The sequence below is a fragment of the Burkholderia sp. HI2714 genome (assembly GCF_002223085.1).
GTDB lineage: Bacteria > Pseudomonadota > Gammaproteobacteria > Burkholderiales > Burkholderiaceae > Burkholderia > Burkholderia lata_D.
In genome coordinates, this window is the sequence record NZ_NKFM01000056.1 from 23,879 (window position 1) to 48,041 (window position 24,163).

26 protein-coding genes are annotated in these 24,163 nt (G+C 67.3%); 6 read left to right on the forward strand and 20 right to left on the reverse strand.

The annotated features are described in order from the left end of the window. The first annotated feature begins 322 nt into the window (after positions 1–322). From CFB82_RS30710 to CFB82_RS30725, 4 genes are all read left to right on the forward strand, one after another. A complete protein-coding gene (locus CFB82_RS30710) occupies positions 323–694 on the forward strand; it encodes a DUF6697 family protein (RefSeq protein WP_043178447.1) in 372 nt (123 codons plus the stop codon). Positions 695–752: 58 nt separating this feature from the next. Next, positions 753–971 (forward strand): hypothetical protein, encoded by a 219-nt coding sequence (locus tag CFB82_RS30715; protein ID WP_011356211.1) that lies wholly within the window; start codon positions 753–755, stop codon positions 969–971. Between the two features lie 132 nt (positions 972–1,103). Then, complete coding sequence (locus CFB82_RS30720) at positions 1,104–1,625, forward strand: PTS sugar transporter subunit IIA (RefSeq protein WP_089486515.1); 522 nt, start codon at positions 1,104–1,106, stop codon at positions 1,623–1,625. 59 nt (positions 1,626–1,684) lie between these two features. Beyond that, complete coding sequence (locus CFB82_RS30725) at positions 1,685–2,578, forward strand: amino acid kinase family protein (protein ID WP_089486516.1); 894 nt, start codon at positions 1,685–1,687, stop codon at positions 2,576–2,578. 58 nt (positions 2,579–2,636) lie between these two features. Here the strand turns inward: CFB82_RS30725 and CFB82_RS30730 are convergent, their stop codons facing one another. The 15 genes from CFB82_RS30730 to fabI form a co-directional block, all read right to left on the reverse strand. Then, positions 2,637–4,637 (reverse strand): family 2A encapsulin nanocompartment cargo protein cysteine desulfurase, encoded by a 2,001-nt coding sequence (locus CFB82_RS30730; protein ID WP_089486517.1) that lies wholly within the window; start codon positions 4,635–4,637, stop codon positions 2,637–2,639. Continuing rightward, positions 4,612–5,544: a family 2A encapsulin nanocompartment shell protein gene (locus CFB82_RS30735; protein WP_006479760.1), complete on the reverse strand. Its 933-nt coding sequence runs from the start codon at positions 5,542–5,544 to the stop codon at positions 4,612–4,614. The genes CFB82_RS30730 and CFB82_RS30735 overlap by 26 nt, the downstream gene beginning before the upstream one ends. Before the next feature lie 138 nt (positions 5,545–5,682). Beyond that, complete coding sequence (locus CFB82_RS30740) at positions 5,683–5,904, reverse strand: helix-turn-helix domain-containing protein (protein WP_011356215.1); 222 nt, start codon at positions 5,902–5,904, stop codon at positions 5,683–5,685. Between the two features lie 8 nt (positions 5,905–5,912). Further along, the gene (gene epsC, locus CFB82_RS30745; protein ID WP_089486518.1) at positions 5,913–6,851 is read right to left on the reverse strand and encodes a serine O-acetyltransferase EpsC; all 939 of its coding nucleotides are present in this window, start codon (positions 6,849–6,851) and stop codon (positions 5,913–5,915) included. A gap of 27 nt (positions 6,852–6,878) precedes the next feature. Next, complete coding sequence (locus CFB82_RS30750; protein ID WP_089486519.1) at positions 6,879–7,349, reverse strand: rhodanese-like domain-containing protein; 471 nt, start codon at positions 7,347–7,349, stop codon at positions 6,879–6,881. A 423-nt stretch (positions 7,350–7,772) separates the two neighbouring features. Then, the gene (locus tag CFB82_RS30755; RefSeq protein ID WP_089486520.1) at positions 7,773–9,173 is read right to left on the reverse strand and encodes an amidase family protein; all 1,401 of its coding nucleotides are present in this window, start codon (positions 9,171–9,173) and stop codon (positions 7,773–7,775) included. A gap of 76 nt (positions 9,174–9,249) precedes the next feature. After that, positions 9,250–10,041 carry an alpha/beta fold hydrolase gene (locus tag CFB82_RS30760; protein WP_089486521.1) on the reverse strand — a complete coding sequence of 264 codons (792 nt, stop codon included), beginning with the start codon at positions 10,039–10,041 and terminating at the stop codon, positions 9,250–9,252. Between the two features lie 84 nt (positions 10,042–10,125). Next, positions 10,126–10,470, reverse strand: coding sequence for a DUF4148 domain-containing protein (locus CFB82_RS30765; protein ID WP_089486522.1), 345 nt, complete (start codon positions 10,468–10,470; stop codon positions 10,126–10,128). Positions 10,471–10,771: 301 nt separating this feature from the next. Next, positions 10,772–11,317, reverse strand: coding sequence for a cytochrome P460 family protein (locus tag CFB82_RS30770; protein ID WP_089447083.1), 546 nt, complete (start codon positions 11,315–11,317; stop codon positions 10,772–10,774). After that, entirely contained in the window at positions 11,317–12,360 is a 1,044-nt protein-coding gene (locus CFB82_RS30775) for an alpha/beta fold hydrolase (RefSeq protein WP_089486523.1), read from the reverse strand. The genes CFB82_RS30770 and CFB82_RS30775 overlap by 1 nt, the downstream gene beginning before the upstream one ends. 274 nt (positions 12,361–12,634) lie before the next feature. Beyond that, a complete protein-coding gene (locus tag CFB82_RS30785) occupies positions 12,635–12,889 on the reverse strand; it encodes a hypothetical protein (RefSeq protein WP_089486524.1) in 255 nt (84 codons plus the stop codon). Between the two features lie 28 nt (positions 12,890–12,917). Then, positions 12,918–14,096, reverse strand: a complete 1,179-nt coding sequence (locus tag CFB82_RS30790) for an acetate/propionate family kinase (RefSeq protein ID WP_089486525.1) — start codon at positions 14,094–14,096, stop codon at positions 12,918–12,920. Positions 14,097–14,100: 4 nt separating this feature from the next. Continuing rightward, positions 14,101–15,039: a phosphate acetyltransferase gene (locus CFB82_RS30795; RefSeq protein WP_089486526.1), complete on the reverse strand. Its 939-nt coding sequence runs from the start codon at positions 15,037–15,039 to the stop codon at positions 14,101–14,103. A 19-nt stretch (positions 15,040–15,058) separates the two neighbouring features. Next, positions 15,059–17,407: a DUF3141 domain-containing protein gene (locus CFB82_RS30800; protein ID WP_089486527.1), complete on the reverse strand. Its 2,349-nt coding sequence runs from the start codon at positions 17,405–17,407 to the stop codon at positions 15,059–15,061. Positions 17,408–17,467: 60 nt separating this feature from the next. Further along, complete coding sequence (gene fabI, locus CFB82_RS30805) at positions 17,468–18,232, reverse strand: enoyl-ACP reductase FabI (protein WP_089486648.1); 765 nt, start codon at positions 18,230–18,232, stop codon at positions 17,468–17,470. Here fabI and CFB82_RS44165 point away from each other — a divergent pair. Then, positions 18,146–18,532 (forward strand): hypothetical protein, encoded by a 387-nt coding sequence (locus tag CFB82_RS44165; protein WP_256990557.1) that lies wholly within the window; start codon positions 18,146–18,148, stop codon positions 18,530–18,532. The two genes, fabI and CFB82_RS44165, sit on opposite strands and share 87 nt — an antisense overlap. A gap of 78 nt (positions 18,533–18,610) precedes the next feature. On the opposite strand, the gene CFB82_RS30810 is transcribed toward CFB82_RS44165, so the two are convergent. Beyond that, positions 18,611–19,888 (reverse strand): epoxide hydrolase family protein, encoded by a 1,278-nt coding sequence (locus CFB82_RS30810; protein WP_089486528.1) that lies wholly within the window; start codon positions 19,886–19,888, stop codon positions 18,611–18,613. A 204-nt stretch (positions 19,889–20,092) separates the two neighbouring features. Beyond that, the gene (locus CFB82_RS30815) at positions 20,093–20,797 is read right to left on the reverse strand and encodes an SDR family oxidoreductase (protein WP_034188601.1); all 705 of its coding nucleotides are present in this window, start codon (positions 20,795–20,797) and stop codon (positions 20,093–20,095) included. Between the two features lie 132 nt (positions 20,798–20,929). Between CFB82_RS30815 and gcvA the strand changes: the two genes are divergently transcribed. Further along, positions 20,930–21,823 (forward strand): transcriptional regulator GcvA, encoded by an 894-nt coding sequence (gene gcvA / locus CFB82_RS30820; RefSeq protein ID WP_089486529.1) that lies wholly within the window; start codon positions 20,930–20,932, stop codon positions 21,821–21,823. Positions 21,824–21,839: 16 nt separating this feature from the next. On the opposite strand, the gene CFB82_RS30825 is transcribed toward gcvA, so the two are convergent. From CFB82_RS30825 to CFB82_RS30835, 3 genes are all read right to left on the reverse strand, one after another. Continuing rightward, positions 21,840–22,427, reverse strand: a complete 588-nt coding sequence (locus CFB82_RS30825; RefSeq protein ID WP_089486530.1) for a pyridoxamine 5'-phosphate oxidase family protein — start codon at positions 22,425–22,427, stop codon at positions 21,840–21,842. A 95-nt stretch (positions 22,428–22,522) separates the two neighbouring features. Next, on the reverse strand, positions 22,523–22,714 hold the full coding sequence (locus CFB82_RS30830) for a hypothetical protein (RefSeq protein WP_089447075.1): 192 nt from the start codon (positions 22,712–22,714) through the stop codon (positions 22,523–22,525). Positions 22,715–22,726: 12 nt separating this feature from the next. Beyond that, complete coding sequence (locus tag CFB82_RS30835) at positions 22,727–23,926, reverse strand: aminotransferase-like domain-containing protein (RefSeq protein WP_089447074.1); 1,200 nt, start codon at positions 23,924–23,926, stop codon at positions 22,727–22,729. Positions 23,927–24,163: the final 237 nt, after the last annotated feature.

Here is a 24,163-nt window from a genome sequence, read left to right on the forward strand (position 1 = left end):
CCGAAGTCCTCGCCCTCCGAGTTGCTTTTCTGCCTGACAGGCAGGACGCCTGCGTCTCTTTTCCCGAGCCACCGTCCTGCCAGCAGGCGGACGGTGCGCGCCGTAGTCCTTCCCGTGCACGCTTGAACACGACGTCGATGCGTTAGCCGCGCATCGCGCGATGCAAGCGTGTTCGCGCGGAAATTTCCGTATCACGACGCACCATCGATCCGCCGCCGCGGCAACGTTCGATTGGCATGCCCACGTCAGACAGGTCGATCCGATCGAATTGCTTTGCATACCTGATTTACCAAACGGATATTCCCGATACCGGAGCCCGATCATGTTCGAGATCGACAAGCAATACACCCGCGAATTCATCCACACCGCTTGCGGCGGCAGCAAACAGGCATTCCTGCCGACGAAGAACGGCAAGGTCGTGGCCGCCTGCCTGCGCACGGACCTCAACCCGCACGCGCCGGACGTGATCCTCTGCGACGGCAGCGCGTCCGCGCGGGCGGCCGGCAGGACGCTCGCCGCACAACGCGATGCGATTCCGGTGTTCATCCGCATGGCCACGGACGCGTACCGCTTCGTCGGCCAGTACGTCGTCAGCGAATCGCTCACCGCACCGCTCGACTGCGCGCCTTACGTGCGCAACAGCAGCTTCACGTCCGGGCAGATCTCGCGCGTGCTCAAGCTCAAGCGCTGCTGACCCGCTTGGCGGGCGCGTCGCGCGCCCGGTCCCGGTCAACTTTCATACAGGAGCCATCATGCTTGGCCTGACGTTCTGGAAACACGTGATCGGTGCGCGGACCGATGCAATCCGCGATGACAGGGCGGCTGCACACGACCGGCACCGACGGGTGTCGAGAACGCTCGTGCTGACCAGCGCCGCGGTGGCGTTCGCGGCGATCGCGTTCGGCGCGCCGGTGGTCGGCATTTCGGTGTTTCTGCTGACGACGCTGCCGTTCGTGCTGTCCGGTACCTGAAGCGGTACGTGTCGGGCGCGGTTCCATCGGCAATCGATACACAATTTTAATGCCGGGCCCGCTCGTATCTAACACCGTCTTTACGCGGTTTTATCTAGGATTTCCCTGTCATCCCGACACGGAGAGATCCGCATGCAAACGCAGCAGGCCGCCGTCGGCGGCCAACCCGACCTTCCCTACCGACGCGGCGGCGCACCGTTCGCGACCCGGCTGGCCGACGCCTGCCCGCCGGACAACATCCTGCTCGACGTACCCGTCGAAAGCGCGATCCAGTTGTTCGACCTCGTCGCGCGCTATATCGAGCGCAGCAGCGGCGTATCCGCGGAACGGATCAGGACCGAACTGACGAAGCGCGAGCAACTCGGCTCGACCGGCCTCGGCCAGGGCGTCGCGATTCCGCATGCGCGTGTCGCCGGTCTCCGCTCGGCCGTCGCGCTGTTCGTTCGCGCGCAGTATTCGTTCACCTTCAACGCACCGGACCGCAAGCCCGTGCGCGAGTTCATCGTGCTGGTCCTGCCGCAGGAAGACAACCGCGCGCATCTCGAACTGCTCGCCGACGCGGCGCGGTGTTTCAGCGAACGCCCGTTCCGGCAGGCATCGCGCGACGCGCAGACGCCCGACGAGATTCACCAGCTGATGCAACGCACGCACTGATGCCGCATCGATGCCGCACCCTGCGGCGACAGGCACTCCCTTCATCCATTCGGATTCCCATGTTCCCAGACCCTGAAAGTCCCACTCTGACGTCGCGGCGCGTAGCCGGCCTGGCGCGCTCGCTGCCGTTCATGCAGGCCCTGCACGGGCAGACCGTCGTCATCGTCGACGGCGGCGCCGCGAGCGATGCACGCGCCCGCCAGGCGTTCGCGCAGGATGTCGCGCTGCTCGCGCTCACCGGCGTTCGACCGATCGTCGTCCAGGGTGTGCCGGCCGCATCCGGCACGCAATCGATCCACGCCGTTCACGCGGCGATGGCGGGCGTCAATCATGAACTGGTTCGGCTGATCGGCAGTCACGGCGCCAAGGCAATCGGCATCGACGGCCACGACGGCGGCCTGCTGGTGGCGAGCGCAAGTTCCGACCGCACCGACACGAGCGCGGTCGCACGGTTCGACGGCACCGCGCTGAACGCGTTTCTCGAGAACGGGCTGGTGCCCGTCGTGATGCCGGTCGCCCCGGACGACGCTGGCCACGACCATCTGCTGCGCGCGGAACGGCTCGGCAGCCTCTTCGCGCAGCGCACGGGCGCCGTCACGCTGGTGATGATGGTCGACAGCGCGCTGCTGCGCGAACTTGGCGAACTCGCCGGGCTCTACGGCATCACGGAACTCGAGCACTGGCTGGCCGAGCACCCGGCCGCCACGGCGGCGCCGTGCGTGCGGGACGCGCTCGATGCGCTCGCGCACGGCGTGCAGAACGTCCACCTCGCCGATATCGGTCAGCCCGAATCGCTGATCGACGAACTGCTGACGGAAGAAGGATCGGGGGTCGTGTTCTGCCGTCGCGGCAACACCGACCTGCTGTCGGAAACCCGCCGCTACTTCGCGGATTCGGCGAGTGTGCTGCGCGACGGCTTCAGCGTCGAGCAGAAGCAGGTCGTGCGGTTCTGATTGTTGACGTGATCAAGCGCTTGCGGCGACCCACTCGGGCCGCCGCAAGCGAATGGCGTCAGCGCCGCGTCGCAAGACGCCGCACGACGCTCACCAGCGCATCGACTTCGTCGCACGTGTTGTAGAACGCGAGCGACGGCCGCACCGTTGCCTCGAGCCCGAACCGCCGCAGGATCGGCTGCGCGCAGTGATGCCCCGAGCGCACCGCGATGCCCTCTTCGTTCAGCGCCTGCCCGACTTCCTCGGTCTCATAGCCCTTCAGCACGAACGACAGCACGCTCGCCTTGTCGCGCGCGGTGCCGACGAGCCGCACGCCCGGCACCGGCGCGAGCACGCTCGTCGCGTACGCAAGCAGGTCGTGCTCGTAGCGCGCGATGTTCTCGATGCCGACCCGGTTCACGTAGTCGAGCGCGGCGCCCAGCCCCACCGCATCCGCGATGTTGCCGGTGCCGGCCTCGAACCGGTTCGGCGGCGGCTGGAACACCGTGCGCTCGAACGTCACGTCCGCGATCATGTTGCCGCCACCCTGCCACGGCGGCATGTCGTCGAGGATCGCGCGCTTGCCGTACACGACGCCGATCCCGGTCGGCCCGTAGATCTTGTGCCCGGAGAACACGAAGAAATCCGCATCGAGCGCCTGCACGTCCACGCGCATGTGCGAGATCGACTGCGCACCGTCGACGAGCGCCTTCGCGCCCGCACGATGCGCGAGCTCGACGATCTCCTTCACCGGCACGACCGTGCCGAGCGCGTTCGACACCTGCGTGACGGACACGATCTTCGTGCGGTCGCTGAGCAGCTTCCGGTATTCGTCGAGCAGCACCTGCCCCGAATCGTCGACCGGAATCACGCGCAGCTTCGCGCCCTTGAGCGCGGCAAGCTGCTGCCACGGCACGATGTTCGCGTGGTGCTCGAGATGGGACACGATGATCTCGTCGCCTTCGCCGACGTTCTGCACACCCCACGTCTTCGCGATCAGGTTGATCGCCTCGGTCGTGCCGCGCACGAACACGATTTCATCCGACGACGATGCGCCGATGAAACGCCGCACGGTGTCCCGCGCGTGCTCGTATGCGTCCGTCGCGCGGCCGGCCAGCGCATGCGCGGCGCGGTGGATGTTCGAGTTCTCGTGCGCGTAGAAATACGCGAGCCGGTCGATCACGGCCTGCGGCTTGTGCGTCGTCGCCGCATTGTCGAACCACACGAGCTGCTTGCCGTTCACGCGCTCCTGCAGGATCGGGAAATCGCGGCGGATCGCATTCACGTCGAACGGCGGATGCGCGCCGCGATGCAACTGGCCTTGCGGCTCGGCTGCGTGCGTATCGTCGATGAAGTAACGCGGCACGTCGCCGCCCGATGCGCGCGACACCGGCACGTCGCGATGCACGGCGAGCAGTTCGCGCAGCGCGTCGTCGCCCGGCAGCCCGAACGCTTCCGGCGATGCAAGGCCGTTCGACGGCACGACGATGTCCTGCGGCGTCGCCTGCCAGCCCTGCAGCGAACCGTCGGTGAAGTAGTACGGCGATGCTTTCGCCGCGCCTTCCGGTGCGGGCGCATTCACCGGCGGCACGCCGAGCGCCGCGCCGCCGACGCGCGGTTCGAGCGCGGGTGCGATCGACACGACGTTGTCGGGCAGCCCGTTCTGCGCGGCCGCATGCGGCGCCAGCGCGGGTGCGCGGTTGCCGAGCGACAGAACGTGCGTCGGCGCGGACGGCACGAGGTTCGCACCGGGCACCTTTCCTTGCGGGAGTGCGAGACCCGGCACGCCGGTGCCCGCACCACCCGGGCCCGCGAGCGGCGAACCGCCGGGTACCGGGTTGCTCACCGACGCGAGGATCGGCGCGGCGGCCGGCAACGCCGACGGCACACCGCCGACCGCGCCGCTGCCCGCCGACAGCCCGGGCGCCGTGGCCTGCCCGGGCGGCGTCGCGAAGAACTCGGACGCAAGCCGCGCAAGCGTCGCCGGGTCGGGCAAGCCGGCCGGCAGCGGCGCGTGCGGCAGCGCGTGCGCGTCGCCGCCGGCCAGGCCGGGATTAACGGTAGGTGTCGGGATAGTCATGGAACTTGGCGATTTCGACGTCATCGAGGACAGCCAGCGCATCCGGCGAATGGACCGCGAGCGAGCAATACAGCGAGATCAGGTACGACGCGATCGCCTGGTTGTTGATCCCCATGAAGCGCACCGACAGGCCCGGGCCCTGCTCGCCCGCGACGCCCGGCTGATAGAGGCCGACCACACCCTGGCGCTTGTCGCCGACGCGCAGCAGCAGGATCTTGGTCTTGCCATCCGCGACCGGCACCTTGTCCGACGGAATCAGCGGAATGCCGCGCCACGTGAGGAACTGCGAGCCGAACAGGCTGACCGTCGGCGGCGGCACGCCGCGCCGCGTGCATTCGCGGCCGAACGCGGCGATCGCGAGCGGGTGCGTGAGGAAGAACGCGGGCTCCTTCCACACCTTGGTCAGCAGCTCGTCGAGGTCGTCCGGCGTCGGCGCGCCCGTCAGCGGGAAGATCCGCTGTTCGTCGGTCACGTTGGCCAGCAGCCCGTAGTCGGGGTTGTTGATCAGCTGGCTTTCCTGCAGCTCCTTGATCGTCTCGATCGTCAGGCGCAGCTGTTCCTTGATCTGGTCATGAGGACTGCTGTAAAGATCGGAGATCCGCGTATGCACGTCGAGCACCGTGCTCACCGCGTTCAGGAAATACTCGCGCGGCTGCTCCTCGTACGGCACGAAGGTCTGCGGCAGCACGCTTTCGTCCTCGAGCTGCGTGCACGCGGCACGCACGGCTTCCGGGTTCTTCACCTGGTTCAGCCGATAGATGCCGGCCTCGACCGGCACCCATTGCAGCAGGTGGGTCAGCCAGCGCGGCGTGATCGTGGAAAGCTGGGGGACGGTCTTGGTAGCGTTCGCTAGTTGGCGGGCGGCGTGATCGCTCAGCGCGGCCGTGCCGCTTGCAACGGTCGACATGTATGGCTCCGGGTTCTTTAGATGAAAAACGGGATTGCTTATGACGCTCGGTGATTATCGGAAGCACGCCCCTGCCGGCTCAACATGCTATAGCCGTCATGTCGCGTGCAACCGAAAGGGAAACGGAACGGGGCAGCCTCAGGTGACGTACGCGCCCGGCAGCAGCGTCGAGATCGACACGTCGAACGCGCGCGCGATCTTGTCGGCGGTGACGATCGATGCGATCGCCTCGCCGCGCTCGATCTCGCCGACATACGAGCGGTTCAGCCCCGCATGCTCGGCCAGCTGCTCCTGCGACCACGTGCGCGCTTCGCGCAGCTTGCGCACGTTGGCGCCGAAGTGATGGATGAGGTCGCTCATCGCGCCTCCTAGGCGACGCGCGCCGCCGCGCGCGGTGCGGTATTCGCTTCGCTGCGCAGCACGGCCTGCGTGACGTTTTCGCCGGGCGACACGTCCTGCGTGAGCCATACATTGCCGCCGATCACCGCACCGCGCCCGATCGTCACGCGGCCGAGGATCGTTGCGCCCGCATAGATCACCACGTCGTCCTCGACGATCGGATGGCGTGCGAGCCCCTTCTCCAGATGGCCGGCCGCATCGCGCGGAAAGCGCTTCGCACCGAGCGTGACGGCCTGGTACACGCGCACGCGCTCGCCGATGATCGCCGTTTCGCCGATCACGACACCCGTGCCGTGATCGATGAAGAAGCCCGCGCCGATGCGGGCGCCCGGATGAATGTCGATGCCCGTTTCCGCATGTGCCTGCTCGGCGATGATCCGCGCGAGCAGCGGCAGGCCGAGCCCGTACAGCTCGTGCGCGAGCCGGTGGTGGATCATCGCGAGGATGCCCGGGTAGCACAGCAGCACCTCGTCGACGCTGCCGGCCGCCGGATCGCCGTGGAACGCGGCCAGCACGTCGCTGTCGAGCAGCCGGCGAATCTCGGGCAAGCGCGCAGCGAAGGCCTGCACGGCCGTCGATGCAACGTCATCGACGTTGTCGACCGGCCCGTCGGCATTGCGCTGTCGCGCCGCGTAGCGCAATTCGAGCTTCACCTGCGCGAGCAGCGCATTCAGCGCCGCGTCGAGCGCATGGGCCACGTGGAAGTTCTCGCTCTCCTGGCGCAGGTCGGGCGGCCCGAGCCGCATCGGGAACAGCACGCCTTTCAGCGCGCCGATGATCTGCGCGAGCGCCTCGCGCGCCGGCAGGTCGCGCCCGCCCGGTTCGAGCGAGCGCCGCTGCTTCTCGCGCCATGCGCGGCGCACGCTCTGCAGCGATTGAACGATGGTGTCGATGTCGAATGCGGCCATGCTGCTTTCTCCCGTAACGGCCGTGAATCAGTCCTGTGCCCACGGCAGGCCGCGAAAACGCCAGCCATTGCTGCCGCCGCGATGCTGCCGCTCGTCGAGGTCGCCCTCGAACCCTTCGAGCACGTTGAATACCTGCGTAAAGCCCCCCTTCGTCGCGGCTTCGGCCGCCTGCGCCGAGCGGTTGCCGCTGCGGCACAACAGCAACACGACAGCCGTCTTGCCAGTCTTTGCTTCCAGTTCGCGCACGAAGCGCGGGTTGCGTGTCAGGCTCGTACCCGTTGCCCACGGCACATGCAGCGACTCCGGCACGTGGCCGACGAATTTCCGTTCCTCGGCCGTGCGTACGTCCACCAGCAATGCGTCGCCGGCGGAGAACAGCGCCCACGCGGCTTCCGGCGCGACGCCGCCCGCATAGGGCGTGCCGGCCGCCGTAGCCGCTGCGCGCGCGTCTTCGAGCGCCTGCTGCGCAGCGGTTCGTTCTTCCAATGCAACCGTCATGACACTTCCTCGTTTTCGTTGATTCGTATGATCAAAAAACACCGGGAATGCGGCCGTTGCAGCTTGCATGCTGTCTATAGCCGTCAGCGCCACTATGCGAGCGAGGAAGAGCAAGCAGAACCAATAAAAATTCATTTCCTAATCAGCGCCGCGAGGAATGCAATAGCAGACGTGCGCTATCGGGATGGGCTCGCCGGCGAGGAGGACGGGAAGGTGGGTGGCCGTTCGATGTCACGCATCGAAAGACTTTGAAAGGGATCGCGGGAGACGATCAACGCGGCGTGCGGCGCGTTGCAACGGAATCCGAAATGGCATGCATGCACGGGCGTGCATGCATGGACGACTCAGGAAATCAGGCGGGTGGTCGGAATGCATCGACGCGACGCCGGACGGGCATCGCCGATGCACTCACGCTTCCGCGCGTCACACCACCGGGTCGACCGGCGCGACCGGCACGCCGCGCGCTTCGATATCGCGCCCCGCGAGCAGGCACAGATCCTCGCGATGATGCGCAGCGACCACCTGCACGCCGACCGGCACGCCATTCACGAGCGCCGTCGTGATGGCCAACCCCGGCAGCCCCATCGCCGGCAGCGCGCGCAACGTGAGCTGCGCCTCCCACACGCGATCGAACCCGTCCGGCCCCTGCCGGTCGAGATCGTCCGGGAACGGCAGCTCCGACGACACCGGCAGCAACACGACCGCATACGCGTCGAGAAACAGCCGCCACTGCCGCGTCAGCGTCGTGCGCCGGACGAGCGCGCGGCTGATCACGTCGGCCGGCAGGTCGCGCACCTTGCCGCGCACCGCGTCGACCACGGCAGCCGCACCCGGATCGCCGTCCTTCACGACCGCATTCGTCAATGCGTCGAAGCCATCACCGAGCCAGAGTTGCTCCTGCAACAGTGCCGCCTCGCGCATCGGCGGTGTGTCGTCGATCTCGTCGACGGTCCAGCCGGCATCGATCAACCGCCGTGCGGCATCGCGCAATGCGGCCTCGACCTCGGGCACGACCTGCAAGCCCCCCGGCCGCACGCACAGTGCCGCGCGCTTCGGCACCTCGCGCCCGTCGAACGGCACCGCCACGTGCCACGGGTCGCGCGGGTCCGGCGCGGCGAACGCACGCAGCGCGAGCGAGAGATCGTCGATCGTGCGTGCAATCGGCCCCGCCGTCGACATCAGCTGCGCGCCGATCGCCCGCTCGGGCGATGACGCATTGAACGCCGGCACGCGACCGAGCGACGGACGAATGCCGTGCACGCCACACGCGTAGGCCGGATAACGCACCGAGCCGCCGATGTCGGTGCCGACGGCAAGCGGGCCGATCCCGGCGGCCACGGCTGCCGCCGCGCCGCCGCTCGATCCGCCCGGCGTCAGCGACGGATGGCGCGGATTGCGCGTGTGGCCATGCACGAGATTCGACGTGAACCAGCGCAACGCGAACGTCGGCGAATTGGTGCGGCCGAGCAGGATTCCGCCGGCCTTCCTGATGTTGCCGACCACCGGGCTGTCGGCGTGCGCGATCAGGTTCTCCTGCAGGCGCGTGCCGTTGGTCGTCGCGAATTCCGCCTGGTCGACGTTGATCTTCACGGTCACGGGCACGCCCGCGAGCGGCCCCGGATCCTCGCCGCGCGCGATCGCGCGATCGACTTCGTCGGCCTGCCGCCGGACATCGTCGGGCCGGTGTTCGATCACCGCGTTGATCGCCGGATTCACCGCATCGAGACGATCGAGCACCGCATCGGCCACTTCGCGCGCGGACACGTCACGATGCCGCACGCGTTTCGCGAGTTCGGTTGCGGGCAGTTGCCAGAGTTCCGTCATGACTTCTCCTTGTGGAAGGACATCACACTCACTCATGGCGCCGCGCTTCCCCACGAAAGCACGGCGCCGCGTTCACTCACTGCGTATCCTGCTTCGCGCGCTCGGCCGCCGCGATGATCGCGTCGGCCACGGCCTTCGGCTGGCTCAGCATCGACACATGGCTGCCGTTCACGCGCGTGACCGTCGCGCCGATCCGTTTCGCCATCGCTTCCTGGAGCGTCGGGTCGATCATCTTGTCCTGCGTCGCGACGACGAACGTCGACGGCTTCGCATGCCACGCGGCCTGCGTGACCTTCTCCGAGATGCAACCGCTATACCACGGCCCCTGGGTCGCCGCAACGATGCGCTGCTGTGCGGGCGGCAGGTCGGGCGCGAAATCCTGTGCGATCGCTTTGTCCGACAGCGTCGCGAAACCGCCCGCGTCCTTGCGCAGCTCACCGGCCCACGCGGGCGCCGGCAGCCCCTGCGTGACGTCGGCGATCGACTGGCCGTTGTCGGGCGCGAACGCGGCGACGTACACGAGCGACTTCACCTTGTCGTCGTTGCCCGCCTCGCTGATCACGACGCCGGCCCACGAATGGCCGACCAGCACGACCGGCCCCTTCTGTTCGTCGATCGTACGCTTCGCTGCGGCCGCATCGTCGGCGAGCGAGCTCAGCGGATTCTGCACCGACACCACGTGCAGCCCGCGCGCCTCGAGCAGCGGAATCACGCGGTTCCAGCTCGACCCGTCGGCGAACGCGCCGTGCACGAGCACGACGTTCGTGCCCTTCAGATCTTCTTTCGGCGCGGCCTGTGCCGCCACCGCGCCGAACAGTCCGCCGATCACCGCGGCGGATACCAGAACGCGTTTCATCAAACCGGCCATCGTCATGCTCCTTGCTCAGTTGTGTGTTTTACATGCAGTGCTGCAGTGGTGGCCGCGCCCGCCTGCGGCAAGCGCGGCAGCAAATCACGAATGCGCGTACAGGTCGTCGGCGGCATTCCGTGCGGAGCGCGACTGGGACGCGTCGTGATGGCCGGCCGGCGTCGACGCATCGGCCACGTTGTCGCCTTGCGATTTCGACGGGCCGTTCTGGTCGGAACGCGCGACCTGCTGCGCGGCGACGGCGTTCTCTGCAGCCGCGATATCGTTCGGGTAGTTCGCTTCGCTGCTGGCCGGGCTGTAGCCGGCCTTCTCCAGGCGGACGAGATCGGCGCGCACGTCGGCGCGCGTGAGGCCGTGGCCGGTATCGGCGAACGACAAGGCGGGGATGGCAGCGAGGACGGCAACGGCGAGGAGTCGAGCGGCTTTCATGAGGGTTCTCCTTGAGAGAGGTAGGTCAGTCGATCATTCGGCATCCGATCCAGATCGTCTGGCATCGAACGTTTCCTGCATGTCGACAGTAGAACCCGCGCACGTATCTGCCATGTTTCCGAAACCGGGGCTTTCTGCATGCCAGTTTTTCAGGAACGGCCGCAGATACAGTGCGATACAAACCGGGCTGCCGCATCGTTCACGGCCCGTCTGCCGATGGGCTCCCCCCAACCAACCCACCATGAAAAAAGGCGTGCCACGCATGGCACGCCTTTCCGTCGAACCCGTCACACCACGCACGTCACGGCGCAAGCCGCGTGAACACGTAGTCGTGATTCTTCACACGCGCCTGGTGGCACGCAAAGCACGTCTGATGCTGGCCGATATCGGCCGGTACGCCGTTGATGAAGCGTCCGAAACCCCAGCCGCCCGTCGACGCATAGCGGCGCGAGTCCTTCACCATCACCTGCACGGTCGTCGCCTGGCCCGGCACCGTCGCCGGCGCGAACTCGTCGGACTGCTTGCGCTTGTACGCGAGCTTCACGAGGATCGTGCCGTCCGGGAACGGCAGCGTCGCCTGTTCGAGCGCACGGATCGCGACGGGGTTGCCGAGCACCACGCGCAGTTCATCGAGTGGTGCGGCTTCCTCGGCCGGCGCGACCATTTCCCACTTCCGGTAGCCGGGCGGGATCGTCACGCCATAGATCGGCGAAGCGGCGGCGGCGGCCGGCTTCGGCTGCTCCGCGAATGCGGCCGGACCGCTCGCCGACCACGCGCCGGCCAGCAGCACGCCCGCGACGAAGGCTCGGCGCGCGCCGCGACGGACCATACCCACGCGCGCCCGCATCACAGATGCTCCACTTGCAGGATCGCATCCGCGAACGCCTGCGGTGCTTCCTGCGGCAGGTTGTGGCCGATGCCGCCGGAAATCGTCCAGTGCTGGTACTTGCCCGTGAACTTCTTCGCGTACGCGGCCGGTTCCGGATGGGGCGCACCGTTCGCGTCGCCTTCCATCGTGATCGTCGGCACGGTGATCGCGGGCGCGGCTGCGAGACGCCGCTCGATGTCGTCGTACTGCGCCTCGCCCTTCGCGAGCCCGAGGCGCCAGCGATAGTTGTGGATCACGACGGCCACGTGATCGGGGTTCTGGAACGACGCGGCCGAGCGTGCATAGGTTTCGTCGGAGAACTGCCACTTCGGCGATGCGAGCTGCCAGATCAGCTTGTTGAACGCATCGCGGTTCGCCGTGTAGCCCAGCACGCCGCGCTCGGTCGTGAAGTAGAACTGATACCACCACTGGAACTCGGCCTGCGGCGGCAGCGGCTTGGCGTTCGCCGCCTGGCTGCCGATCAGGTAGCCGCTCACCGATACCAGCGCCTTCACGCGCTGCGGCCACAGCGCCGCGATGATGTCGGCCGTGCGCGCCCCCCAGTCGTAGCCGCCGAACACCGCGCGGTCGATCTTCAGCGCGTCCATCAGCGCGATGATGTCGACGGCGGTCACGGCCTGCTGGCCGTTGCGCACCGTGTCGGCCGAACGGAACGTCGTCGACCCGTAGCCGCGCAGGTACGGCACGATCACGCGATAGCCGGCCGCGACGAGCAGCGGCGCGACTTCCGCATAGCTATGGATGTCGTACGGCCAGCCGTGCAGCAGGAACACGACGGGGCCGTTCTTCGGCCCGAGGTCCGCATACCCGACGTTGAGCACGCCCGCGTCGATCTGGTGGATCGTGCCCAGCGACGCGACGCCGGCCGTGCGCTTTGCGGGCGCAGCATCGGGCGCCGACTGCGCATGCGCCAGGGCGCTGAAGCCGAGGTCGGCGAGGCTCAGGCTTGCGAGCGTCGTACCGAGGATCAGGCGGCGGCGGGTGTTCACGGTTTCAGGCATGACTCGTTCTCCAGTGTCGATCGCTAAGGAAGGTGGCCCGCGGCGCGCAGGGGCGCTCGGGAATCGGCGTTCGCGGCGGCGGCGCCGGCACTGCGCTGCGCTGCCGTGTGAATCGCTTCACCGGATTTATATCCGAACCGCCTGGAGGCTGTGTATCCCAACGTATCTGTGCGCGAACACGACACACGGGGATTCAAAAATCGTGCTGGAAAGGCGCATTTTCGGGGAATCGGCCCGCATTCCCCCCTTCAACCACGCCGACGCACGAATCCGCTCACACCTTCCGATCCGGCAGGATATGCGCGCGGATCGACCGTCCCCGCCACGACAGGTGATCGATCCGCGCGCGCAGCGTGTAGAGCGCCACCGACGACAGCGTACTGAACCTGAGCAGCGCGATCGGGTTACCAATCCCGGCCGGCACCCGCTCGATCGAATCGAACAGCGGGAATCCATACCGGCTCAGGAACGCGCCGACCTCGTCGTCGCGTGCGTGTTCTTCGACATTGATCAGCAACAGTTCGGCCATGACGGCTCCTTTCTTGATTCGACCGCCGTCACCGGATCAGCCGGCGCGTATGGTGCGCGATCATCAGTTCTTCGTTGGTCGGGATCACCCACGCCGGCACGCGGCTCGACGCCGTCGTGACCTGCGGGCCGCCGGCATGGTTCGCGTCGACGTCGATCTCGACGCCGAGCCAGGCCGCGCGGCGCATCACCCCTTCGCGAATCGCCGGCGCGTGCTCGCCGATCCCCGCCGTGAAGACGATCGCGTCGATGCCTTCCATGGCGGCGGCGAGCGACCCGAGTTCGCGCGCGATGCGGTAGATGTATAGCTCGATCGCGAAGCGCGCATGCGGATCGTCGCTCGCGAGCAGCGTGCGCATGTCGCTCGACAGGCCGGACACCCCGAGCAACCCGGAGCGCCGGTAGATCAGATCCTCGACGGCGCGCACGTCCATCCCGAGTTCTTCCATCAGGAAGAGCACGACGCCCGGGTCCAGGTTGCCGCAGCGCGTACCCATCGGCAGCCCGTCGACGGCGGTGAACCCCATCGTGCTCGCGACGCTCTTGCCTGCAACGAGCGCGCACATGCTCGCACCGTTGCCGAGATGGGCGACCACCGTGCGCCCGCGCGCCGCCTGTGGCGCGACGTCGGGCAGCACGCTCGCGATGTACTCGTACGAGAGCCCATGGAAGCCGTAGCGGCGCACGCCCCGGCTGGTGATCGACTCGGGCAGCGCGAACGCCTGGGTCACCGCGGGCTGCGTGCGGTGGAATGCCGTGTCGAAACAGGCCACCTGCTCGATACCAGGCTGCACCGCTTCGAGGATGCGAATCGGCGTCAGGTTGTGCGGTTGATGCAACGGCGCGAGCGGCGTGAGCTTTTCCAGTTCGGCCACGATCTCGGGCGTGACGCGCACCGGGCCGCTGAAGCGTTGCCCGCCATGTACGACGCGATGGCCCACCGCCGCGAGACGATGCCCTTCCTGGTGAGCCTCCAGGAACGCGGCGATCTGCTCGAGCCCTTCGTGATGGCCGAACGCCTCGGCGCCGGCCCATTGCTGCGCGTGCCGTTCCCCGTGATGGTCGACGGCGCTGAAGTGCGCGGTGGCCGTGTAAAGACCGTCGACCTGGCCGTGCACGATCAGCCCGAGCGTGTCGCCCTGCACGTCGAATGCGGAAAACTTGATGCTCGACGAGCCGGCATTCAACACCAGAATCACGTCTGCCATGGCATCACCCCGCGCGCGTGGCCGCTTCACGCCGCACGTTCGCGACGAGCATCGCGACCGCGCATGAAGCCAGCCGGGTGATCAACGAATCGGCGCGACTCGTCAGGATGATCGGCACGCGCGCGCCGAGCACGATCCCCGCCGCGTCCGCGCCGGCCAGGAACGACAGGCTCTTGGCGAGCATGTTGCCTGCTTCGAGGTCCGGCACCATCAGCACGTTCGCCTGCCCGGCCACCGGCGAATCGATCTGCTTGATGCGCGCGGCCTCGGGATCGATCGCGTTGTCGAGCGCAAGCGGGCCGTCGACGAGCGCGCCGGTAATCTGCCGCCGGTCCACCATCTTGCACAGCGCGGCGGCTTCGAGCGTCGACGGCACTTTCGGGTTGACCGTCTCCATCGCCGATAGGATCGCCACGCGCACCTGCGGAAATGCCAGTGCGTGCGCTAGATCGATCGCGTTCTGCAGGATGTCGACCTTGTCCTCGAGCGTCGGCGCGATATTGATCGCCGCGTCGGTCACGATCAGCGGATCGGCATGCGCCGGCACGTCCATCACGAAGCAATGGCTGATGCGCCGACCGGTGCGCAATCCGGCATCGTGACGCACCACTTCGGCCATGAGCTCGTCGGTGTGCAGACTGCCCTTCATCAGCGCGGCCGCCCGCCCGTCGCGGACGAGCCGCACCGCCGCCGCTGCCGACGCCTCGCTGTACGGCGCATCGACGACCTCGTAATCGCTGATCGACAGCCCGGACGCCGCGGCGGTCGCTTCGATACGGGCACGCGGGCCGACCAGGACCGGTTCGATCAGCCCCTTGCGCGCCGCCTCCAGCGCCCCCTCGAGCGCGCTTCGATCGCACGGGTGCGCGACGGCCGTCGGCATCGGCGCCAGCGTCCGGCAGTGTTCGATGAGGCGGAGATATTTCTCGTGTCTGTTTTCCATCGAGGTTCCTGGCTGTCCGTCACTGCACATGATCGAGGGCCGCCACCGGCCCCTTGGCCGGCCGCTTCGCGGGCGACGCACCCAGCACCGCGCGGATGCGTTGCAGGGCCATCCACTGCTGCTCGCTCACCGACGCGCTCTGCACGCGCGGATCGCCCAGCAGCTTGTCCAGCAACGTCAGCAGCCGCTGGCGATCGTCCGGCCGGGCCAGCAGGGCCGGCAGCGTGGCGACGGCCTGCTGCGGCTCGTAGGTCGCGATGATTTCCTGTTCGCCGTAGATGCGCCGCCACTGGTCGGGCGGCAGGTCCGGCAGATACTCGGCGTAGGTTTCGGCGAGTTCACGCTCGGTCGCCAGCTGCGCCAGCGGAAACGGTTCGCCGCTGCGTTCGAGCAGAAACGCTGCGCGCGCCACCGCTTCGGTGTAGCCACCCTGGTCGATCGACGCGAGCGCGTCCTTCACGAACGGCAGGTCGCGCGGGTCCGTCGCCACCGGCGAAGCGGCATGACGGACACAATACTGTTTCGCGAAATGAAGCATGAAGGGCTGCGTGTACATCGTGAAAAACAGCGACTCGGTGCTCGCATCGCGCATCGCACGGAAAAAATCGAGCGACGCGCTGACGATGTCCGAGCCGCGACGTTCGAGCTTGCGCCACGGCTCGATATCGTCGGCCGGCTGGCGGTTCGCCTTGACCGTGTCGGCGGCCGGCTTCAGCCAGCCAAGCCATGGATTCAGGTCCGAAAACGCCCAGCGCTGAAAGCGCAGCGGATGAAAATCGCGCAGCAGGCGCGCCGTGGCTTCGTTCGAGGCCTGCTGCACGAACGGCTGCAGGAACAGCTCATAGGCGCGCTGCGTGAATTCGGACAGCTCGGCGACGGCCTCGAACGCATGTTCGTCCTTGCGCCCGAAGCGGTTGAAGTGCTGCGCGATCTCTTCGAGACGGTGCTCGGCGAAGGTGACCTCGTAAGCAACTTTCCCGTCGGCGCCTTTCACTTCCTCGATCGACATCGCATAGAGGCCGGGCGGCAGCGTTTCGACGGCATCCAGCACGCTGACGATCTGTGCGTGCTCCTTCTTCGCGACCTTGCCCGACACGAAGATGCCGAGATGTCCGACATCCTCTTCCATCAACCCGATGATCACCTGACCGCGCGACTTGATCTCCTCCGTGCTGCCGTAGATGTCCGCGACCCAGTTGAACGCCTGCTGCGGCGGCGTGATGTTGTCGCCCATCGACGCGAACAGGATGATCGGCGAGCGGATCTCGCGCAGGTCGAACGCCTTGCCCGCCCCGTCCCGCACCTCGCCGGACCAGAGCTTGTTGCCGATGAACAGGTTGCGCGTGATCCATTCGATCTCTTCGCGGTTCATCAGGTAGTAGCCGCCCCACCAGCGCTCGAACTCGAGGAAGCGCGGCGGTTCGGTGTCGATGTTGTCGTACACGTGGTAATACTTGTCCCACAACGTGTTCGCCGGGTTCAGGTTCTCGAAGTTCTGCACGAGATACGCGCCGTCGAACTTGCCGTTGCCGAGGTCCGACGAGAGCGACGCGAGCCAGGTGCCGCCGAGCAGCCCGCCGGCATAGCGCATCGGATTGTCGCCGGGCCCTTCGCTCCACGCACCGCTCCAGTACGACATCGGGGCGCCGTTGATGACGATCGGGCCCGTATCGTCCGCCGACGAGCTTGCGAGCATCATCGCGGCCCAGCCGCCCTGGCAGTTGCCGACGATGGCCGGCTTGAGGCTGTCCGGATGCAGCGCCCGCACTTTCCGGACGAACGCCTGTTCCGCCGCACACACGTCGAGCAGCGTCTGGCCGGACTCGGGTTCCTGGAAGAACACGACGAAGTACACGGGATGACCCGCGCGCAACGCGACGCCGACCTGCGAATCGTCCTTGAAGCCGCCGATCCCGGGGCCGTGCCCCGCGCGCGGATCGATGATCAGGTAAGGCCGCTTGCCGGCGTCGACGATCACGCCGTCCGGCGGCTGGATGTGAACGAGCGCGTAATTGACGGGGCGCTCGAACTGCCGGCCATCGAGCACGACGTCGTAGTCGAAATGCAGCACCGGCTTGAGCCCCTGGCCCGCGCGCTCGACGTATTGCGTGCCGCGCTCGCGCAGCGTGTCCCAGAACAGCAGCGAGCGCTGGACGGCGTCGACCGCGTAGTGCCATGCGCTCAACGGCGAGAGCGCTGTGGCGAAGGGCGCGGCGCCCGGGTCGTGGCCGAGGCTGTCGCTGCCGTCGAATGCTTCGCTCAACCGCTTCCCGTACTGCTCCAGCGCGTGCTGCGTGCGCTTTTGCAGGACGTGGACAATTTCCGCGGCGATCTCATGACTGCGCGCCAGTTGCGTGGCAGCATCCATAACACTGTTCTCCAGAGGGCAAGGTGAATCCCGACGCATTCCGGGAGCGGCCGTCTCGCGTCAGCCGAGCACGTGCATCCCCGCGTCGATGTAGTGAACGCCGCCGGTCATCGCGCGTGCGGCATCGCTGGCGAGAAAGGTGCACAGCGCGCCGACGTCGTCGATGTCGAGCGGCCGGCGCAATGGCGCACGCCGTGCGGTGTCGTCAAGCAGGTGATCGAAGTTCGGCAGCCCGGAGGCCGCTCGCGTGGGCAATGCACCGGGCGAAACCGCATGCACGCGGATGCCTGCCGGCCCAAGCTCGACGGCAAGGTAGCGAACGGCGGCCTCCAGCGCCGCCTTGACCGGCCCCATCACGCCGTACTCGGCGATGACCTGATCGGCGCCGATATAGGTCATCGCCATCAGGCTGCCGCCGGACGTCATCAACGGCTCGGCAAGTTTCGCCATCCTGATGAACGAGTGGCAGGAGGTATCCATCGCGAGTGCGAACCCTTCCGGCGAACTGTCGACGACCCGCCCGTGCAGGTCGGCCCTCGGCGCATAGGCAACGGCATGCAGCAGAAAATCGAGGCCGCCCCACTGCTCGCCGATCGTGTCGAACACTTCGCGCATCCGGTCGGTCCGGCTGACATCGAGCGGCATCGCGATCGCCGGCTTCAGCTGTTCCAGCAGCGGCTCGACGTACGGCAATGCGCGCTCGGACTGCCAGGTCACGGCCAGCTCGGCCCCCGCTGCATGAAAGGCGCGCGCACATCCCCAGGCGATGCTCTGCTCGTTCGCCAAGCCGACGACGATGCCTCTTTTGCCTTCAAGCGACCGCATGCCATTGCCGGACACGCGCGACTCGCGCACGTCGTGATTCGTCATCGCGAAACCTCGGATCGTATTTTTTCACCGGGCGAAACCGTGAAAGGGCCGATTGGCCTTTCTGCCGTGAATCATTGTATTGAGGGTTTCAAACCATCAGACAATTCATGCGATATATTGTTGATTTTTGTCAAAATCGCTTTTAAATCAAATAATTACGATGGAATGTTTCGATCCGGCAGGATGAATTTCATCGATATGTCATTCAATCGCGTGCGAAAACGCGTGTTACTTCTGCAGGCAGAAAAGAAGTAACCACCGTTTCCGCGATAAAACAGAAACGAACGCAGGCCGCATGACTGCGCCGGCCCGCGTTCGCAATTCCTTCCCCGCTTACACGCGCCGCAACGGCCGGAACCCGGCACGCACTTCACGCGCAAACAGCTCCGGCTCCTCCCATGCCGCGAAATGGCCGCCCTTGTCGACTTCGTTGAAGTAGATCAGGTTGTGATAACTGCGCTCGGCCCAGCTGCGCGGCGCCTGGTAGATCTCGCCCGGAAACACCGTGATTGCAGCCGGCAGCGAGATGTCCACCGCGTTGAAGTTGTTCGAGTGATCCTCCCAATAGATCTGCGCGGCGGACGTCGCGGTGTTCGTCAGCCAGTACAACGAAATGTCGTCGAGAATCTCGTCGCGCGGAATCGAACGTTCGGGCACGCCGCCGCTGTACGTCCACTGCGAGATCTTGTCGTACATCCACGCAGCCTGACCCGAAGGCGAATCGGCGAGCGCATAGCCGACCGTCTGCGGGCGCGTGACCATCATCGCCGAGTAGCCGCAGTTGTCGCGATAGAACGTCGCGAGCTTCTCGTACGCGGCCTTCTCCTTCGGCGACAGCGAAGCCGGCGCGGGAGCATCGGTCGCGAGCAGCGTCGCGATATCCGGCGGCACCGTCGCCGGCATGTTCACGTGAATCCCGGCCAGGCCCTGCACGCGTTGCATCGCCATCCGGTGCGAGATCACCGAGCCGCAGTCGCCGCCCTGCGACACGAAGCGCGTATAGCCGAGCCGCGCCATCAGCTCGCCCCATGCGCGCGCGATGTGGTCGGAACCCCAGCCGGTCTGCGTCGGGCGGCCCGAGAAGCCGAAGCCCGGCAACGACGGCACGACGACGTGAAACGCATCGTCCGCGCTCGCGCCATGCGCGGTCGGATCGGTCAGCGGGCCGATCGCCTTCAGCAACTCGAAGATCGAGCCCGGCCAGCCGTGCGTCATGATCATCGGCATCGCGTTCTCGTGCCGCGATCGCACGTGAATGAAATGAATGTCGAGCCCGTCGATTTCCGTGATGAACATCGGGAAACCGTTCAGGCGCGCCTCGCCCTTGCGCCAGTCGTAGTCGGTGCCCCAGTAACGCAGTAGCGCCTGCATGCGGGCAAGCCGCACGCCTTGCGATTCGTCGGCGACGGTCTCGCGGCCCGGCCAGCGCGTCGCGGCAATGCGGCGGCGCAGGTCGGCCACGGCGGCGTCGGGAATGTGCGCGGTGAACGGGCGTATGCCGCTCGCGCCGGTCGCCGCATGCAGCGCGGTGGGCAGCATCGCCGAGACCCCGGCGGCCACGGAGGTGGCCAGCAGGTGGCGACGCATCGGGGAAAACGGTGTGGAAGACATCGTTCGGCATCTCCTTTCGTAAAGTGGAAAGTGAACATGCCGCGCGCGGGCAATGCGCCCGGGCTTTCAATCCGGCGCGCCCGCGTCACGCGGCGTCGCCCATTTGAAATGTCTGATGTATCCCGTATTTGTCTGATTTGTACGCGTTTGTAGCGGCAGCACGGCGAGCGGCCCGGCCTCTGCGGCCGCCCGCCGGCGCGACGCTCAGAGCGCCTTGACGATCGCGCCGTCGACGCGAATGTTCTGCCCGGTGATGTAGCCCGCGCCGTCCGACAGCAGGAACGCGACCGTCTTCGCGATCTCGCCGGTCTTGCCGAAGCGGCCGGCGGGAATGCGCGCGACGATCTCCGGCGTTTCCGGCCAGCTGTCGATGAAGCCCGGCAGCACCGCGTTCATCCGGATGTTCTCGGCCGCATAGCGTTCCGCGTAAAGCCGCGTCCACGCGCTCAGCGCCGCGCGCAACGCCGACGAAACGGGCATCGGCTGCTCGGGCGCATCCGCCGCGAAGCTGGAGATGTTGACCACCGCGCCGCCGCCCTGCTTCTGGAAGATCGGCGTCACGCGGCGCATCACGCGCACCACGTTCAGCAGGATCAGGTCGAGCCCCGCGTGCCAGTTGTCGTCGGTGATCGCCAGCAGATCGCCCTTCGGCGGGTGCCCGGTGTTGTTCACGACCGCATCGATGCGACCGTAGCGCGCTACCGTTTCCTGCACGAGCCGGTCGATGTCGGCTTCCTCCGTCACCGAGCCCTGGATGCCGAACCCGCCCAGTTCCTCGCCGAGCGCCACCGCGCTGCCCGACGGCGACATCAGCGCGACGCGATAGCCCGTCGCCGCCAGTTCGCGCGCGATCGCCGCGCCCATGCCCTTGCCTGCCGCCGTGATCAACGCTACTTTTTCTACAGTCACGATGTGCTCCTCGTTCGAATCCTGCCGCCGCAGCCGCCGTTCGGCGCGCCATGGTGGTAATGTAGGCGCATCCACCCCGACTGTCGAACCAGTATTTCTGCCGCCAGCCGATAGTTTTTCTACAGCCTGACGATGCCGCCTCGCCCCTCCCGCCTGCCGCCGCTGAATGCGCTTCGTGCGTTCGAAGTGTCCGCGCGACACCTCAATTTCCGCGCCGCCGCCGACGAGATCGGCGTCACGCAGGGCGCCGTCGCGCAGCAGGTGCGCCACCTCGAGGACGTGCTCGGCCTGAAGCTGTTCGAGCGCCTGCCGCGCGGCCTCGCGCTGACGCACGACGGCGCCGCGTATTTCTCCGACGTGCAGCGCGCGCTGCATGCGATCGCCGACGCGACCGACAAGCTCGTGAAGCGCCGCGCGGCGCTGACGATCAGCACGACGCCGTCGTTCGCGTCGAAATGGCTGATCCCGCGGCTTGCGCAGTTCACCGATGCGCATCCCGACTACGACGTGCGCGTGATCGCCGACCCGCAGATCGCGACGTTCCGCCACGACGGCGTCGATCTCGCGATCCGCTATGGCAAGCCGCCGTTCGGCAAGCATCTCGCCACGCATGCGCTGTTCCCGCTCGACGTGTGTGCGGTGTGCAGCCCCGCGCTGCTGGCCGCGCCCGCGTCGCCGCGCGCGCTCGCGGGCCACGTGCTGCTGCACGACGCGCACGACCTGTGGCCCGAGTTCCTCGCCGCGATGCCCGAGCCCGTCGACATCGATCCGCACAAGGGGCTGCGCTTCAACCAGACGTCGCTCGCGATCGATGCGGCCGTCGCCGGCCAGGGCATCGCCCTTGCCACCGATCCGCTGGTCGAGCGCGACATCGCCGCGGGCAGGCTGTGCAAGCCGTTCGACTTCGCGTTTCCGCTGTCGGTGGGGTTCTATCTCGTGTATCCGGCCGAGCGGCGCGATGACGATGCGATCGTCGTGATGCGCGGGTGGATGGCCACGCAGGCCGTGTCGGACGGGCGCCCTTGAGCGGGCTTCGGCAGCGTCAGGGCGCGACCCAGCGGCCTTCGTAGCCGCCTTCGTGCAGGTCGAATACCGCGCGGCGATGGCCGGGGCGCGCGAGTTCGAGCCAGTCGATGCGCGTCACGGTCACGTGGAGCAGGCAGAAGTTGTCGTAGCCGTCGCCGGTTGATGCGGCGTTGTCGACATGCGCGGCTTCCGGCGACGCGACCGGCGTACCCGGCGGCAACGGAGCGCGATACAACAGCAGCGTACGCGGACGGCTCGCTTGCCAGACCGCGCGCCGTTGCGCTTCGTCGTCGCAGATCGATGCCGCACCTTCCACGCGAATCTGCACGAGCGCATCGAGATCGTTGGCGACGAGCGCGATGCGTGGATCGCGGCGCAGCTCCGCGACCTTCTCCGAACGCGCATCGGTATGAAACGACAGCACGCGATCGGCGCGGCTCACCTGACGCAACACGATTGTGCGCACCTTCGGCGCGCCGTCGATGCCGAGCGTCGCGGCCTGCAGCATCGTGAACGGCGAGCGCTGCGCACTCACGCCGGATTCGAGGCAGGACCACAGGCGCTCGTAGGTTTGCGCGAGCGATTCGGAAGGGGAGTCGGGCATGACGAAGCGGTGATCGTGCGGGTTGCGATCGCGCCAGCTTAACCGTTTGCCGCGGCGACGGCACGCGCGCGACGCGCCGGCCGTCGCCGGGCGGCTCAGTTGTAGCCGCGTACGACCGGTGCCGCGTCGCCGAGGTCGGCCGCCGGCTCCGCGCCGAAGCGGCCGAGCACGTCGGCCACATACTGCGGCCCGGCGCTGATCTGCGACGACCGGTGCGCAACCGGCCGGTTATCGCCCGCGCCCGGCGCTGCGCCCATCGATACGGTGTCGTTGACGGTGATAGTCATGTCGGTGTCTCCTCACGCGGCCAGCGCCGCACCATACGCGCGCACGAGGCGCGCAACGCCTTCCCGGATCGCGTCGACGTCGGGCGCGGCGAACGACAGGCGCAGCGAGGCCGCGTCGACGTTGTCCGCGAAGAACGCCTTGCCCGGCACGAACACGATCTTGTTCGCGATCGCCTGTTGCAGCAGCACGTCCGACGACACCGCGCCGATCCGCGCCCACACGAACATCCCGCCTTCGGGACGATGGAATTCGATCGCATCGCCCAGGCCGTCGCGCAACGCGTCGCACATCGCGTCGCATTTGCGCTGGTACGCGGCCGTGATGCGCGGCAGATGGCGTTCGAGCGCACCGTCGGCCAGATACTCGGCGGCCGCCGCCTGGGTCCACGGCGTGCTGCACAGATCGACCGTCTGCTTCGCGATCACGCAGCGCCGCGCGATCTCGGCCGGCGCGATCGTCCAGCCCACGCGCAGCCCCGGCGCGACGATCTTCGACAGGCTCGCGAAATGCACGATCCAGTCGCGCGCGCCGTCCACTTCATCGGCGAGTGCCAGCATCGACGGCACGGCTTCGCCCGCGAAACGCAGGTCGCCGTACGGATCGTCCTCGATGATCAGGAAACGGTATTGCACCGCGAGACGCAGCAGCTTCAGCCGGCGCTCGCGCGTGAGCGTCGCGCCCGTCGGGTTCGCGAAGGTCGGGACCGTGTAGAGCAGCTTCGGTTGCGCGATCGCGCCGGACGCCAGCTGTTCGCCGAGACGATCGACGTCGAGGCCCGCGCCGTCGACCGGAATCGTCACGATGCGCGCCTGCTGCAAGCGCATCGCCTGCAGCGTCGCCGGGTAAGCCGGCTGCTCGGTCAGCACGACGTCGCCGGGCGACACCATCACGCGCAGCAGCAGGTCGAGGCCCTGCTGCGAACCGGTCGTGACGAGCAGCTCGGCCGGTGTGCACGCCACGCCGCGGCGCCCCATCAGCGCGATCAGTTGCTGCTTCAGTTCGGCGAGGCCGTCGGTCGGACCGTATTGCAGGCAGCGCACGGGCTGCGCGTACGCGCGCTCGGCGGCTGCGTTCAGGCCGTCGACGTCGAACAGGTCGCTGGCCGGATAACCGCCCGCGAAGGAAATCATGCCCGGTTCGGACAGGTACTTGAACAGTTCGCGGATCGGCGAGCCGGCGGGATTCTGGAATGAGGGAGTGAACGCGTACATGTCGTCGTGAGCTGGATGGCGCGGACGGCCGGGATAGCCGCCCGATACCGGCCACCGCGGCGCTTCTGGCGCCACGGCGGTGAAATCGAGCCACGATTGTCGATAGTCATTAAGGCCGCGGCAAACGATATCTATGCACTAGGTCTTGCGGTTTGGTCATCACATGGGACGTGGGCGAGAGCAGCGGAACGCGCTGTGCGCCAGCGTTTCGGCACCGGGTTCCGCGCACGTGTTGCC

Bases quoted from the DNA above. Each gene is read 5' to 3' on its own strand.
- CFB82_RS30750 (WP_089486519.1), bottom strand. From the start codon at position 7,349: ATGACGGTTGCATTGGAAGAACGAACCGCTGCGCAGCAGGCGCTCGAA.
- CFB82_RS30800 (WP_089486527.1), bottom strand. From the start codon at position 17,407: ATGGATGCTGCCACGCAACTGGCGCGCAGTCATGAGATCGCCGCGGAA.
- CFB82_RS30790 (WP_089486525.1), bottom strand. From the start codon at position 14,096: ATGGCAGACGTGATTCTGGTGTTGAATGCCGGCTCGTCGAGCATCAAG.
- CFB82_RS30785 (WP_089486524.1), bottom strand. From the start codon at position 12,889: ATGGCCGAACTGTTGCTGATCAATGTCGAAGAACACGCACGCGACGAC.
- gcvA (WP_089486529.1), top strand. From the start codon at position 20,930: ATGCCGCCTCGCCCCTCCCGCCTGCCGCCGCTGAATGCGCTTCGTGCG.
- CFB82_RS30775 (WP_089486523.1), bottom strand. From the start codon at position 12,360: ATGCCTGAAACCGTGAACACCCGCCGCCGCCTGATCCTCGGTACGACG.
- CFB82_RS30765 (WP_089486522.1), bottom strand. From the start codon at position 10,470: ATGAAAGCCGCTCGACTCCTCGCCGTTGCCGTCCTCGCTGCCATCCCC.
- CFB82_RS30730 (WP_089486517.1), bottom strand. From the start codon at position 4,637: ATGACTATCCCGACACCTACCGTTAATCCCGGCCTGGCCGGCGGCGAC.
- CFB82_RS30760 (WP_089486521.1), bottom strand. From the start codon at position 10,041: ATGGCCGGTTTGATGAAACGCGTTCTGGTATCCGCCGCGGTGATCGGC.
- CFB82_RS30795 (WP_089486526.1), bottom strand. From the start codon at position 15,039: ATGGAAAACAGACACGAGAAATATCTCCGCCTCATCGAACACTGCCGG.
- CFB82_RS30735 (WP_006479760.1), bottom strand. From the start codon at position 5,544: ATGTCGACCGTTGCAAGCGGCACGGCCGCGCTGAGCGATCACGCCGCC.
- CFB82_RS30720 (WP_089486515.1), top strand. From the start codon at position 1,104: ATGCAAACGCAGCAGGCCGCCGTCGGCGGCCAACCCGACCTTCCCTAC.
- CFB82_RS44165 (WP_256990557.1), top strand. From the start codon at position 18,146: ATGAAAGGCGCGCGCACATCCCCAGGCGATGCTCTGCTCGTTCGCCAA.
- CFB82_RS30835 (WP_089447074.1), bottom strand. From the start codon at position 23,926: ATGTACGCGTTCACTCCCTCATTCCAGAATCCCGCCGGCTCGCCGATC.
- CFB82_RS30715 (WP_011356211.1), top strand. From the start codon at position 753: ATGCTTGGCCTGACGTTCTGGAAACACGTGATCGGTGCGCGGACCGAT.
- CFB82_RS30770 (WP_089447083.1), bottom strand. From the start codon at position 11,317: ATGCGGGCGCGCGTGGGTATGGTCCGTCGCGGCGCGCGCCGAGCCTTC.
- CFB82_RS30825 (WP_089486530.1), bottom strand. From the start codon at position 22,427: ATGCCCGACTCCCCTTCCGAATCGCTCGCGCAAACCTACGAGCGCCTG.
- fabI (WP_089486648.1), bottom strand. From the start codon at position 18,232: ATGCGGTCGCTTGAAGGCAAAAGAGGCATCGTCGTCGGCTTGGCGAAC.
- CFB82_RS30755 (WP_089486520.1), bottom strand. From the start codon at position 9,173: ATGACGGAACTCTGGCAACTGCCCGCAACCGAACTCGCGAAACGCGTG.
- CFB82_RS30710 (WP_043178447.1), top strand. From the start codon at position 323: ATGTTCGAGATCGACAAGCAATACACCCGCGAATTCATCCACACCGCT.
- CFB82_RS30725 (WP_089486516.1), top strand. From the start codon at position 1,685: ATGTTCCCAGACCCTGAAAGTCCCACTCTGACGTCGCGGCGCGTAGCC.
- CFB82_RS30830 (WP_089447075.1), bottom strand. From the start codon at position 22,714: ATGACTATCACCGTCAACGACACCGTATCGATGGGCGCAGCGCCGGGC.
- epsC (WP_089486518.1), bottom strand. From the start codon at position 6,851: ATGGCCGCATTCGACATCGACACCATCGTTCAATCGCTGCAGAGCGTG.
- CFB82_RS30740 (WP_011356215.1), bottom strand. From the start codon at position 5,904: ATGAGCGACCTCATCCATCACTTCGGCGCCAACGTGCGCAAGCTGCGC.
- CFB82_RS30810 (WP_089486528.1), bottom strand. From the start codon at position 19,888: ATGTCTTCCACACCGTTTTCCCCGATGCGTCGCCACCTGCTGGCCACC.